This is a genomic window from Leucogemmata humicola (assembly GCF_055379415.1).
On sequence record NZ_AP040875.1, the window covers coordinates 846,856 to 860,115 of the forward strand.

Below are 13,260 nucleotides of genomic sequence, written 5' to 3' on the forward strand. Positions count from 1 at the left end.
CTTTCGGCCGAAAATTCAGGGCGCCGAACGCTCGAAGATCAGGTCGTCCACCGTCGAATCGCGCACGGTCAGTTTCCGGCGACCCGACTCCGCAAGGCTTCGGGTGGCTGCCCGCTGCAGTGATGTCGAGGCCACGACGACATCGACCGGGTAGGCCGACACGATATCGCCGATTGCGTCGGCCTGCTGCGCGACGCTGGGGGTCCGAAAGTACGGGTCGACGGACAGACTGTAGATCGGAACGGAGCGTCTCCCGGTGTAGAGATACACTGCCGCTTCTGCCGTGACCGCCACCGTCTCGCGTTCACGAACACGGGAGCGTACCGCACGAACCACCGGGCGAAGCATCTCGCCGCCCGTGATCGGAATGTTGCGCCATGCACGGTCGCGATATCCGGCCGCCGTGTAGTTCACGTAGCCGAGGACTGCAGTGGCCGAGAGGCCGAGCAGCGCGACGCGCGCGCCCTTCCACAGCGGAATTGACGGCCGCCAGCGCATGACGGCAGCCACGCCGAGGCCAGGGAGCACGACGAGCAATGGCCAGACGCCCCAGATGTATCGCTCCGGCGGAACCGGCCAGGCGAGCACGAGAACCAGGTACGCCGCGAGAAAGAGCAGCATCGTTGGAGCGAGGCGCCACGCGCGCCACGAACCAATCACGATCAGGACGCCGAGAAGTGCTGCGGCCGCGTATCGCGCTGCCGGCGTTGCGAACGGCGAAATCGTATCGATCGCGAAGCTCATCGTCGCACGCGTCGTCTGACGCAACGTCGTGACAACAAGCCCAAATCCCTGACGATGAATTGCTTCGGCGAACCAATTTGTGTAGGGCCCGTAGGCGCCCTGCAGTGCGGGCGGAACGTCGTTCCCGTGTGCGCCAACCCACAGTTGCCAGGGAACGAGCAACATCAGTGCGGCGATCGTGGCGATGGTCGCATCGCGGTAGCGGCGTGAGAGGAGCAGTCGAAGTACCGCGGCTCCGAGAAGTGCGATGCCTGCCGAGCGAACGAGGGCGGCGATGCCGCAGAGCAGACCAAGCCCGATGACTTCGAACGTTGTCGCCTCGCGCGACGTCACGTCCTCGGCGACTATCAATCCAAGCAGCGCGACGACGAGGAAGAGCGGCTCCGACAGGACGAGTCCTGTGAGTAACAGCGTGGGAATTCCGACCGTCGCTGCCGCAGCCAGCATGCTTGCGGTGCGCACGCGTGCATTGAACCGTGTTCGAACGAAGTGCGCGAGCAGCGTGAAGGCCGCGACGAGCAGCACGACGTTCGCGGTCTTGAAGACCACGACGTTTCGCGGAAACGTGGGCGCGATTTTCCAGAGCGCCGCGAGGAAGATGGGATAACCGGGCGGAAAGTGCGTCGCCGCTGGTTCGCCGGGCAGATTCAGGTATCGGTAGCCGTGGCCAGTGGCGAGCGCCTTGGACAGAATCACATAGATCGCGTCGTCGTGGAGAACTCCGACCGGCGACGGTGTGAGTGTGAGCAGGCCAATGGCCAGCACGAGCACTCCGGGCACGATGACCCAGAGCAGGCGACTCACACGACTTGTTACGTCAGTTGATTGCACAGCGGCGAGACAAGCGGCGGCAGAACTACCAGGTGCCGCGCGTCATCGCTGCGTGCTTGCGGAGACGATCCGCAATTCTGGAATGAGCAATGTATTGGCTCGCTTGGAGCGCGCAAGTCTGCGACTGATTAGAACACTCAAATAATTAGAGTGTTTTAATGTTGCGTCGAACGTAAAACAAAGCGGGCTCCGCGATCGAATCGCAGAGCCCGCTTCGTTTTTTGGCGCGGTTGATCTTGAGCTGCCGGCTACAGACCTGCGAGCAGCGCGTCGTTACCTGTCGTTGCCGCGATGCGCTTGATCAGCCACTCCATGGCCGACTGCGGCGGCATCTGGCTCAGACCGCGACGCAGCGTGAAGACGCTGTCGATCTGATCGGGACGGAAGAGCTTTTCTTCGCGACGCGTGCCGCTCGTCGCGATGTCGATCGCCGGATAGATGCGCTTTTCGGCGAGGCTGCGATCGAGCTTGATCTCGCAGTTGCCCGTGCCTTTGAACTCTTCGAAGATCACGTCGTCCATGCGCGAGCCGGTTTCGACGAGCGCCGTCGCGATGATCGTGAGCGACCCGCCGCCGGACGCCTGCGGAATTGCGCGCGCTGATCCGAAGAACGCCCTCGGCTTTGCCATTGCCGTGGCATCGAGACCGCCGGACAGCGTGCGGCCCGTACCGCGCTCCGCGGTGTTGTGTGCTCGGGCCATACGTGTGAGCGAATCCAGCACGATCACGACGTCCTTGCCGTTTTCTACCAAGCGGTGCGCCCGATTGAGCACCATGTCCGTGACTTCGACGTGTCGTTGGGCCGGCTGGTCGAAGGTGGACGAAATGACTTCGCCCACACCCCACGAGACGGCTTCGCTCACTTCCTCGGGACGTTCGTCGACGAGCAGGATGAGCAGCACGGCGTTGGGGTGGTTCACTGCGACGCCTTCGGTGATCGCGTGGAGCAGCGTCGTTTTACCGGCGCGCGCCGGGGCGACGATGAGCGCCCGCTGGCCGTAGCCGATCGGCGCGATCAGATCGATGGCGCGACGGGTGAGCTCTGGACCGCCCTTGGCAGGACGTCCGGTTTCCATGAATAGCTTCCGCTCCGGATAGGAGGCGGGTAGGGAATTGAACTCTGGGCGACGAGCCGCGATGGTCGGATCGCCGTCGTTGATCGTGCGCACTTCGACGACCGTTGGTCGTCCGCGCTGATCGAAGCCGATCGTGGCGTCGACGAGATCGGCTCGTCGGAGGGCGAACTGACGGACGATCTGGGGGGGGACGTAGGCGTCACCGGCATCGGCGAGGTAGCTGTTGCCCGGACGCCGAATGAAGCCGGCGTCGCGCGCTGCCTCGAACCAGCCGCGCATCTCACCGGTGGCCGTGATCTGAACGGGCTGTTGGGATTGCGGCTGTTGCTGTTGCTGCGGTTGTTGCTGGCCATCACGGCGGGGTCCGCGTCCGCGGCCACGGCGGTGGCGCCGTCCGTTGCGACGGTCCTGGAAGCTGCCGTCGCCACCGCGGTCGCCACGGTCTCCTCTGTCGCCGCGATCTCCACGGTCGCCTCGATCACCGCGATCGTTGCGGTCTCGGTGGGGCGACTGCTGCTGTTGCTGCTGGTTCGGCGTGCCGTTGCTGCTTTGAACGGCGCCGTTGTCGCTTCGTGGAGTGTCGGGCGTCCCTTCGGGACCGCTGACTTTCGGAGTCGGCGCTTCGTTCGTCGACTGTGGGGGCGGCGCGCTGGGCGCCGACTCGACGGTGCCTCGCTCTCGCCGCGGCGCCCTGGGTCGTGGCGCGGCGTCGCTATCCGGCGTTGGGGCGGGTCGTTCTGCCGCCGGCTCGGCGGTTTCCGCTCCTACGCCACCACCACCGCCGTCCAAGTCGTCGCGATACGGATTGTCGCTCGCTTCGCCACCGGACCGGTTGGACGGACGTTGACCACGTCCGCGACGAGGTGGGCGTCGACGTTCAGTCATGCCTTTGTTGGGTAAAAAGGTGAATCTCTTCCGGGTTGCCCGCACATCATCGCAGGCCCTACCTCAGTTCGAGCCGAGTAACCCATGTGGTGCAGGGCCTGGCTCGTAGGTATCGCTCGCCGCGTAACGCCGTGCGCGCGATGAATCGTGCTGTATGACGGGATAAGAACAAATCGACGCGACGCGTGCTCTGCTGTCGGTATCGCGGGGGCGCGGGTACCACACGCGCTTCCAACGATGCTGGCGCTACGGCGCGGCTCGTGACGTCTGGACCGGATCACTCAAACGCTGAGGGACCTGAACACTGACGTACTTGGCCGGAGGGGACGACGTCGCGGTCGTACCGGCGGACGCCAAGAGTATCGCCACTTGTTCGGTTTGGCGCAACCCTACGTTCACCGTCCCTCAGATACCCCGCGCTGCGAACTTCGTGCCGGGCCCTTACGTTTCGGGCGTCGTACAGCGTTCCACGCCTCCTCTGATCCCTGCTTCCCCTCCTCGCCAAGTGTCGTCGCCGTTCTACGATCCAGCGCTCGAACTGTCCTCGTACGTCGAATCCTACAAGCGGTCTGGCGACATCGGACTGCTGTTCGATCAGTTGAGGGCGTTGGCGAAACGCACCGCCCCCGATGTCCTCAAGCAGGCGACCCAGGCCTTTCGCGACTTGCCCGAGGTCGTCATTCCGCTGTACGAGCGGATCGTGGCCGACTCGCCGAACGATGCGCAGTCCATGGTCGTGCTGGCGAACTCCTACTGGCTCACGGGTCGCGGCCCGGATGCCGTCGAGCAGCTCGCATCGCGTGCCAAAGCCATCGACCCGCAGAATCGAGGCGCGTGGCATCTGTGGGCTCTGACGCAGTCCGATTTGCGAAAGCGTGTCGAACGGTGGCTCGAAGTCACCAAGCAATTTCCCGGCGATCAACTCGCCCGCGCGGCGCTGGCCGACAACGCCACGAGCCTGGCGAACGACGAACAGGATCCGGTGGCGCTCAAGCTGGCGATTGCGACGTATGAGAGTTTGCTCGCCGAGACCAAACAGACTGCGCAGCGGCTGGCGTTAGAGGAAACTCTAAAAACGCTGCGGAAGTGGAAGGCGTGAGTGCTAGCGCGAGGCGCTAGGTACTTGGCGCTAGAAATTCGGAAGGTCTTTTATGTGAAACAGCGCCGGCCGCGGGAAGAGACGGCGCGAAGGTCAGCCGGCGGCGTCCTGAACGCGCGGGGCCAGCGCAGCGACGGCATCCTGAAGGTCGCGCAGGTCGAACGGCTTTCGTAGGAAGTGACACTTGCACACGGCGATGAGCTCGACCGCCCGCTTCGTGATATCGCCCGTTATGAACAGAGTCTGATACCTGAGGTGCGCCTGGTGTCCGGCTGCGACCTCGAAGATGACGTCGCCGCGCATGTCTGGAATGCGGAGATCCAGGACCATCACGTCGATATGCTCGTTGCGGATGATCGCGAGCGCGGATTCGCCTGACTGGGCAGCAATGACGTCATAGCCGACGCGCGACATGGCCATCGATAGCGCTTTGCATATCGATGGTTCGTCGTCGACGATCAGCACGCGCGCCAACTTCTGCCCGTGCGCGCCGGACTCCTTTACCGGTGCCGACGGATTGATCCTCGGCACCTGACTGCTCGACGCGCCCGGGACGACCCTCCAAATCATTCCTTCCGCCTCCTGCGTCGCACCTGCTCCGCGAGCAGGGCAACGAGCACTTCCTGGTTTACTTCTCGTCGCACTTGTTCGGTCGTGCGCCCAGTCAGTTCCCGCAGTTGCTGTGAGAGTTGCCACGGCGAGTGATATCCCGCTTTCGCCGCGACGTCCTTCACCGAACGACCTGGGTCCTGCAAGAAAGAATACGCTCGTAACAGTCGTGCCGATACCACCAACGCTCTCGCCGAGAAAATTCCCGCTGGTTCCAGATTCCGGTACAGCGTCCGCAGATTCATTCCCGCGACGGTGGCGAGATCCTGGGCATTCTTGAAACGCGCCGGCGATCGAAAGAGTTGATCGATGGCACGGACGACGGTCACTGGTAAGGTCGAGAGCGGTCCCGCCAATTCCTGCAGCATTCGCTCGCCGAGTGCGTGGCCCGGAATGCCTTCGAGCAACTCCAAGAAGCGTCGAGGTTCGTCGTCGAATCTGCTGAGTACGACATGCTCGACACCGGACTTTGCCAGCCGCACGATCGCACGGATCGTCGACGGTGCGAGGGCTGTGTAGAGCACCACGGGAAGTGATGGTAGTTCCCGTCGCAGATCCTCGAGTGCTTCCACCTCGACCGTGCCGTTCGCCGCCGGATCGGCGACCACGACATCCGCACTTTTGTGCTTCGCCGCTGCTTGCAGCTCACTCCAGCTACTGACGGGCGTGAGCGAGTGATCCGTTCCGAGAACGACTCTTAGGTGCGAGGCGAGCTGACGTGGGAGGAAGGCGACGACGTCCACGTGGGCGAAGTATCGGCCGCAATGACATAAAACCACGTAAACGTGTCACAAAAAGCAAGTTTACGCAGGCGAGCCCGACCCTAGCTTGGCGTGCAGTTGTTTCCCGCCGGACAAACAGCTGTTCGTCCATTCTCAGAAATACGGAGCTCGCGCCATGTCCCGCCGCCCCCTGGTCCTCCTCGCGCTCGCTATCTCCTCCTTGGTTCTGGCCGCGTGCGCGGACACGACGGCTCCGCGCCCAAATAGTGAGACGCCCTGCAGCGGATGGTACGACAGCGCCGGTCGCTGCATGGATACCTGAGAATCACGGAAAATGTCCGGGGTCCCACGACTTAGTCGCGGGACCCCGTTTTTCTAGGTAACACCCGCCGTTTCCCTCATTCGTTGAACCGCTTCGACGACGCCATGGATATCGGCATCGATCGACGCAGCGCGTTCCGGTTCGCGACGCCCAGTTCGCTGCTTCGCACTGGCCATCGCCTCCTCGGCCTCGAAAAGCAGCTGGTTGAGCTGATGACTTGTCGCGACATCGATGGCGCGCGCAAAGTACGGAATCGCCGTTTCCGGCGCGCCAAGCGAGTGGTATCCGCGGCCAACGTGCAGCAGATATGTGGCTCGCAGCAGCGGACTGAAGTCCGCCGACTCGAGCTCGCGACGGTATTTGTCGAACTGCAGTTCGAGTCCCTGCTGGGCGGCAAGTTCCATCAGGTTCAATTCGGACAGCCAGCGGACGTACTGCTCCTGAGCTGTTGACGCGAGGACGAGATACGCGTCACGTGCCGAATCGAGTAAGCCGAGATGCCGAAGTCCGGTCGCGATATTTCCGAGAATACGATCGCGGTCTCTCGCCGATGACGAGATCTCCAGCGCTTCATACGAATACTTGATCGCGCGTTCGTATTGTCCGCGCACACCGGCAACGAATGCTCGGTCGGTCAGCGCGCGAGATCGGATTTCGTTCAGATCATTCGATGCGGCTCGCTCGATCGTTTCATCGAGAATCGATTCGGCCTGCGGCATATTTCCGCGCGCCATCGCGACCTTTGCGTCGCCAAGGCGGCCGCGAAGTACACCGATCAGATCTCCGGCAGCGAGTGCAACGCGGGCGGCCTGCTCGTACGCGACTGCGGCGCCATCGAGATCAGCGATGTTCCTGAGACAAAAAGCCAATTCGATGTACGCCGAGACGACGATGTCCGCGTCTTCGACCGGATCGGTGTGCGCGACGATCGTATCATAGACGTCGGCAGCTAACGACCATTTCGCGTCGTACGCGAGCGTTTGACCATACGCCATCAACTTCGGGGTCAGCAGCCGAACGTCGAGGTATTCCGCGGCTCCGATCGTATCGACGATCCCTCCGAGGATACGTCGAACCGGAGTTGTTTCCGGAATCTCAGCGATAGTCTCGGCAACCGCGCTCACGCTCCACGAGTCGGTTCGCGATGCTTCGGCCCCTTCGACGAACCATCGATCGACGAGACGCATTACCACCAACCCAGCGCTCACCAAGCGCCAGGATGGATCCTGGTCATCCATCTTCCCCAGCGCCTCGAAGAAGGCCAGATGCCGGAGAGAATTCTCAGATTGCATTGCGTCCAACCTCCTCGCCGGCGACGACACCAACCACTGACATCGACTTCGTATTTGTCATTGTTGTTCCACTCCTATGCCATATATCGGCCGATGTATTCCGATCATCAAGTGCGTGTTCGTGTCATTTACACCATCGGATCGTGACATTGTCCACACACGCGCGAGGGGCATCACGTAAGTGAAGCGCGATGGGGAGCGACGGTGAAACGATTCATATCGATTGCTCAAGTTCTCGTGGGGCGGTACGACCGACAACGCGCGAAACCTCGGCCGGCGAGATCGCCAAGGTTTGGGCGGCCACCGGCTCACTCTGGCTTGCAATTAGAGAAGTCTGGATGCTGCCTTTAGCGTGCGGCACGCGAAGTCAGCACCTGACGATCCAATTTGTCAATTGGACCTTTGGAAGGCCCCGCTCGATTTCGCGGGGGATACGTCATTGGGACGGCACCACTCAATTGACCGTCACACCACGCCGCTCATTCCCGATTCGTCGTGAGCGCGGCCGCAATCAGGCCGGCAATCTCCAGGCTGTTGTGCTGATGACGGAGGTCGCGAGCCGGCATCCCGGTGAACCGTCGGATCTGTTCGCTCAGCTGCTCCGGCTTCGAATACCCCAGCGAGCGCGAAACGTCGCGAAGACTCACCGTCCCCCGCTGCAGCAACACCGCGGCGCGAAGCACGCGCGCACCGACGAGCAGATCGCCCGGCGGCGCGAGGTTGGCACGAGCGAGTGATCGGTACATCGAGCGGCGCGTCATCTGGCTTGCGATCGCGAGGTCGTCGACACCTCGAAACCAACGTGGCGTCGCGAACAATCGTGCGATCGCCTCGTGGAGACTGATCGGCGCGTCGTGCAAGCGGGACTCGAACGCACCGAGCAGCACGCCGATGGCCGGGTGCGCAAGACTGCGTTCCGCGATCTCAGCGAAACGAAGCCGCGTGTCGTCATACCGAAGCAAAACAAATTCGGTCACGCCATGCGCCGACAGCCGAAGGATGCTGGGCAGAACGGCAGCCGTGAGCGTGGTATACGAGACGATCAGTATCGACGGGAAATCGCCCGAGAGCTTGAGCATCGCATCACCGCACCGGCCGCCATCCAGCGCAGGGTCGGCGATGACGAGATCGATCGTCCCCGCGACCGCCGCCGCGTAGAGCTGCTCTGAGGAATTCGCGACCACGGTCGGCTGCATGAACGATCGCAATCGATTCTGCGCCTCAGCACCGAGTTGCCACGCGATCGATGGCCGTAGATCGGGCAACAGCAGCGCTGCGTCGGCCGCATCTTGGAAATCGGTTGTGATCGCGCGGTCGCCAGGTGTCAGTGACGACGGTCGAACTCGAGCCTGCGTACTCATTCTCGAGCGCTCCCCGGTGTTGCGAGCGCCGACGCCGGTACGTCGCTGGCGGGAGCACCTGTGTGCGACGCGTGCGCACGGCTCTGCCGCCGGAGGTGCATCGTACGCAGTCGTTCGATCGCCTGCTCGGCCTGGATGAGCAAGCGTCCCATTCCCGACTGGTGGGCGAGCTCGATCGCTCGTTCGAGACACGGCCTAGCCGCGTCGGCGTCGCCGAGCGCCGAGTAGGCGCCGCCCAATGTCATCAGGAAGTCGATCTCGGTTTCGACCGGCAGCGATTCCACCTCGAGGGTACGTCGCGCCTCTTCGATTCGCGCTCTGTCACCCAAGAAACCATAGATCTCCAACAGGCTCACGCGAGCCCCGAGGCGCGTCGACGAATCGGCCTCACCGTCGAGCAGGTCGAGATAGAGATCGCGCGCGACCGAATAGTCGCCCAATTGCACCGTCGTATACGCGATATCGGCGACGATGCGCGCACGATCCAGCGCGTTCGCGCACAGATCGCGAGCCGTGCGAAGGTACTCGAGCGATTCGTCGAAGCGACCGCGAATGCCGACCAGCGTTCCGAGTTCGTGGGACGCGAGCGAGACGAGGTCGGGACGATCAGCGGTTGGGAGCATCGTGATCAGCGTCCGGAGCCTATTCTCGGCGCGCGGTAGGTCGCCTCGGGCTCGAATGACTTTGACGATGCCGTATTCCCCCGCAAAAACGCCGTCGAAGAACCCGCCTTCGGTTCCCCCTTCAATACATGCGTGGTACCAGTGCTCTGCTTCGTCCAGGTCCCCACGCAGCCGGTTGACCAGGGCGTAGACCCGGTACACTCGGCAGGCGACCGACGCCTGGTCGGGCGCGACCTCGAGCGCGACCCGCGCGACGTCGAGCGCAATGTCGAAGTCGAGCTGTCGCCATAGGCTTTCGGCCCACTGGAGCAAGGCATTGGCGACGGCTCCGTCGCCTGCGGGGTAATCTCCGGCTGCGGCCAGCGCCGACCCGACGGCGTTGGGCCCTTCCATATCATGGCGCGACTGCGCGTCGCGCCGGAGCTGGTTGAACGCGCGATGAAGTTCCGCCAGCCCGCGGGAGAGATCTTCGGTCGTCTCTCGTTCTCGCCAGCGGTCGACGAGACCCACGGTACAATGGCCCGCCGCAACAACGCGCCATTCAGGCCCATCGTTCCGCAGGCCTTGCAGCTTTTTCAAGAATGCGGCGTGGCGAACTCCGGCAGCCATCTCACCTCCATGACCGAAACCACCGAATCAAAAAGTCTCGTCGACGTACACGATCAATGGAAGTACTTCACCGTTTCGAACGCGCAAACTTCGCAATTGGCACGAAACAGGGGTTCACTGGCACGAAGGTGTGGCTGTGCCCCGTTGTACCGGATTGTAATGTCTCGGTATAGCCGATGCCGGCCGCCCACCATCTCGCAAAGTGCCCAACCGACCCCGTATCTGACGCGGTCCCACCTAAGGCGGCGACGACTCCATGCAGGTTCCTGATGCGACTTTTTCCGTGTCCCTTCTTCTCCCGCGCGCTGGCCGCGACCGGCTGCTCGCGATGATGGCAACGGGCGAGCGCGAGTTCGTACTTGCAAGCTTGGACGGAACGGTGTCGCACCATGTCACGCTGGTCCCCGACGAACTCGCCGGCGTCAACATGCCGAGAGAGAGTCTTGGCGACGCAACGATCGACTGGGAGCGGGGACTGATCGAGTGCAACGGCCGCCGAGTCTCGCTGTCGAGCACTGAACGCCGGTTGCTTGCCTGCCTGTTGAGCGCCGAGGAGCAGGCCGTCGTTTCGCGAGAACGCTTGATCGCTGGCGTCTGGCCGCGTCACCGCGGGGACGACTGTCAGAATGGACTGGCCGTTTACATCTGCTATTTACGACAGAAGCTGTCCGCGGTCGGACTGTCGAGCGCTTTGCGCACGGTACGTGGCGTCGGATACCGGCTGGTCGCGCCGCCGTCGGCCCAGAGCAAGAGCGCGTAACGATCGGCGCTCGCCGACCGTTACGCGACACCGTCGGTCAGGCGAATGCGCGTCGCGACGGTTCGAGCCAATTCTTCGAGGTTACGGTATGCGCGCAGTTCCTTGGCGCGCATTCCGGTCACGTCCATGAGGTGGTCAGCGAACCGCTCGTCCTTCGAGTAGTCCAACCGCCGGACGATCTCTCGTACCGACCGACCCGGATCGCGGAGCATTACCGCGGCGCGCATGACGCGGCCGGCGGCGACGAGCCGTCGGGGCGAATGGATCTCGACCTTGCCCAGGTGCCGGTACAGCGTCCGCTTCGTAACTCCGGCGATCTCCGCCAGTTCGGCGGTGGTGTGAATGACCTCCGACCCGCGGAACATCGATACAATCGCTGATCGGATCGATGTCGGCAGCCGATCGAGATTGTCGGCAAGGGCGTTGAGAACCAGCGTCGACAGCGGATCGAGGCGTCGCCGGTCGGTCAACTCCATGAAGCGCGTGTGCGTGTCGTCGAAGTGAAGGAGGATCACTTCATCAATGCCTTGGGCGGCCAGGCGCACGAGCTGTCGTACGGCCTGAGCATGCAGGCGGGTAAATAGAACGACGAGCACCGACGGGAAGTCGCGGCGAATCTGCACCAGCGTCTTCGTGCAGTCCACGCCAGCAGTCATCGGATCGGCGATGATGATGTCGACCTGAGCCCGTTCGACGACGCCGAGCAGTTCGGAGGAGTCAGCCCGCCGGGCGCATGGCAGGCTGTTCGATACGCGAGCGGCGAGCGTGTCATCCATACAGCAAACGACCGACAACCGGTCAGAGGCCAACGTGCCTGAGCTTTTGCCTACGCGCTGACCAACCCACACGTCCGCGCTCGGAACGCCAGCCGATGCAGCTGAAGTACTTCGATCTTCAGCGGTGGGCATCGATCGAAGCTTTGGAGTCGTGACGTGCACCGGCGTAGGCGCGCGAAACGTTGGCGATGAGCGCTCGTTCCATCTCGTTCGGCTGAGGCGCTTCGGGCCTCGAGCGTCGATCGTCGATGCCCAGTCGAGCCATCGCGGTGTCTGCGTCGATGACTGCCTGACCGAATCCATCCTTCATAGCGAGTTCCGAGGCCAGCGCGAGTTCGCGCGCAGCTTCTTCGCGCTCACCGAATGTGATTAGCGCCTCACCGAGCGTGAGGTGGAAGTAGATCGCATCGCGCGCAGAGAGTTGCTGTCCCTCGAGCTCTCGACGCTGGGCCTCGAGCTTGTCTCGTTTACCGAGCGCCGCGTACACCTGGAGGAGATTGATGCGGGCGCAAGACAGGGCAACCGGTTCACTGCCAATCGTCAGGAGTGTCTCGAGCAATTGCCGGGCGGTCTCTGGCGATCCGCGATGGGTGAGTGCAAACCCGATGTCATTCACGATTCGGTCGCGCGCTCTACCGTGCGACATCTCGAACGCTCGCTCCAGGTGAGCGATACCTTCGTCGAATCGCTGCATTCCGCACAGCACGCCGCCGAGGTCGTGCGATGCGACAGACGTCAGGTCGCGCCGGCCATTCACGCGACACAAACGCAACAGACGTCGGCCATGACGCTCCGCCGCTGGTAGATTCCCGCGCGACCAGAGCACATGAACGATTCCCGTGCGTCCGCGCGCAACGGCTTCGAAGATTTCGAATCGCCGCCCGATCGCGGCGCAGCGCCGGAACTGTGATGCGGCGAGTTCGAGGTCGCCGGCCGTTCTGCTGAACTGCCCGCGCATGCGGCAGGCTCGCCACTGAATCTCCGGAAAGCGTCGTCCGCAGCATCGCACCGAGGCTGCCGCAACATCGTCCGCGAGGGGCGCGAGGTTGCGATACGCGAGATGAAGCGAGTATCGGAGAAGCGCCGCGCCAACGCGTCGGCGGCGCGTTCGAGTCACTGGACCGGATTCCAGGATCTTCGTCAGCGAGCCGAGGACCTTGGACGACACCGCGTGCTTCGAGTCTGGCGTGAACTCGGTCGCTTCGGAAAGACCGGAAAGAATCTCTTCGTGTCGTTCGCCCGCGGCCCAACGCTCTGCGATGAGCAGGAGAGCGTAGCCGTGCGCTGTGTCGGCCCAGTCGGGCGAATCCGGTGGCAGTTCCGCTAACGAGCGAAGAAATGCTAGGTGGCGCATCGAAGGCACGATATCCGGCTCCGCGTTTCGATCGACATGACTGCTCACATGCGAATCCTAGGACTCGGCACAGCTTGCTGAAAGGGTTGACATGAGAAATTGATCAATGTCGCGCACGAGGCGCGATCGAGTTTCGCGGCGTCGTGATGCGTGTTGGGCGAAAATGGCTGCGATCGTGAGACTGACCAGGTCTAAGA

At 62.9% G+C, this 13,260-nt stretch carries 11 protein-coding genes; 2 read left to right on the forward strand and 9 right to left on the reverse strand.

Annotated features, from left to right (window positions below):
* Nucleotides 1–15: 15 nt before the first annotated feature.
* The gene (locus AC6H4Z_RS03505) at nt 16–1,548 is read right to left on the reverse strand and encodes a glycosyltransferase family protein (RefSeq protein ID WP_497545356.1); all 1,533 of its coding nucleotides are present in this window, start codon (nt 1,546–1,548) and stop codon (nt 16–18) included.
* Between the two features lie 275 nt (nt 1,549–1,823).
* Nucleotides 1,824–3,536: a transcription termination factor Rho gene (rho, locus tag AC6H4Z_RS03510; RefSeq protein ID WP_497545357.1), complete on the reverse strand. Its 1,713-nt coding sequence runs from the start codon at nt 3,534–3,536 to the stop codon at nt 1,824–1,826.
* Between the two features lie 505 nt (nt 3,537–4,041).
* Here rho and AC6H4Z_RS03515 point away from each other — a divergent pair.
* Nucleotides 4,042–4,635, forward strand: coding sequence for a tetratricopeptide repeat protein (locus AC6H4Z_RS03515; RefSeq protein ID WP_497545358.1), 594 nt, complete (start codon nt 4,042–4,044; stop codon nt 4,633–4,635).
* A 93-nt stretch (nt 4,636–4,728) separates the two neighbouring features.
* Here the strand turns inward: AC6H4Z_RS03515 and AC6H4Z_RS03520 are convergent, their stop codons facing one another.
* From AC6H4Z_RS03520 to AC6H4Z_RS03540, 5 genes are all read right to left on the reverse strand, one after another.
* A complete protein-coding gene (locus tag AC6H4Z_RS03520) occupies nt 4,729–5,205 on the reverse strand; it encodes a response regulator (RefSeq protein WP_497545359.1) in 477 nt (158 codons plus the stop codon).
* A complete protein-coding gene (locus AC6H4Z_RS03525; protein ID WP_497545360.1) occupies nt 5,202–5,987 on the reverse strand; it encodes a helix-turn-helix domain-containing protein in 786 nt (261 codons plus the stop codon). Before AC6H4Z_RS03525 ends, AC6H4Z_RS03520 begins: the two co-directional genes overlap by 4 nt.
* 354 nt (nt 5,988–6,341) lie before the next feature.
* The gene (locus AC6H4Z_RS03530; RefSeq protein ID WP_497545361.1) at nt 6,342–7,580 is read right to left on the reverse strand and encodes a tetratricopeptide repeat protein; all 1,239 of its coding nucleotides are present in this window, start codon (nt 7,578–7,580) and stop codon (nt 6,342–6,344) included.
* Between the two features lie 479 nt (nt 7,581–8,059).
* Nucleotides 8,060–8,941 carry a helix-turn-helix transcriptional regulator gene (locus AC6H4Z_RS03535; protein WP_497545362.1) on the reverse strand — a complete coding sequence of 294 codons (882 nt, stop codon included), beginning with the start codon at nt 8,939–8,941 and terminating at the stop codon, nt 8,060–8,062.
* The gene (locus AC6H4Z_RS03540; RefSeq protein WP_497545363.1) at nt 8,938–10,173 is read right to left on the reverse strand and encodes a tetratricopeptide repeat protein; all 1,236 of its coding nucleotides are present in this window, start codon (nt 10,171–10,173) and stop codon (nt 8,938–8,940) included. The genes AC6H4Z_RS03535 and AC6H4Z_RS03540 overlap by 4 nt, the downstream gene beginning before the upstream one ends.
* A gap of 283 nt (nt 10,174–10,456) precedes the next feature.
* On the opposite strand from AC6H4Z_RS03540, the gene AC6H4Z_RS03545 reads away from it, so the two are divergent.
* Nucleotides 10,457–10,933 (forward strand): winged helix-turn-helix domain-containing protein, encoded by a 477-nt coding sequence (locus AC6H4Z_RS03545; protein ID WP_497545364.1) that lies wholly within the window; start codon nt 10,457–10,459, stop codon nt 10,931–10,933.
* 20 nt (nt 10,934–10,953) lie between these two features.
* Here the strand turns inward: AC6H4Z_RS03545 and AC6H4Z_RS03550 are convergent, their stop codons facing one another.
* Nucleotides 10,954–11,841 (reverse strand): AraC family transcriptional regulator, encoded by an 888-nt coding sequence (locus AC6H4Z_RS03550; protein WP_497545365.1) that lies wholly within the window; start codon nt 11,839–11,841, stop codon nt 10,954–10,956.
* Nucleotides 11,828–13,063 carry a tetratricopeptide repeat protein gene (locus AC6H4Z_RS03555; RefSeq protein WP_497545366.1) on the reverse strand — a complete coding sequence of 412 codons (1,236 nt, stop codon included), beginning with the start codon at nt 13,061–13,063 and terminating at the stop codon, nt 11,828–11,830. The genes AC6H4Z_RS03550 and AC6H4Z_RS03555 overlap by 14 nt, the downstream gene beginning before the upstream one ends.
* Nucleotides 13,064–13,260 lie beyond the last annotated feature (197 nt).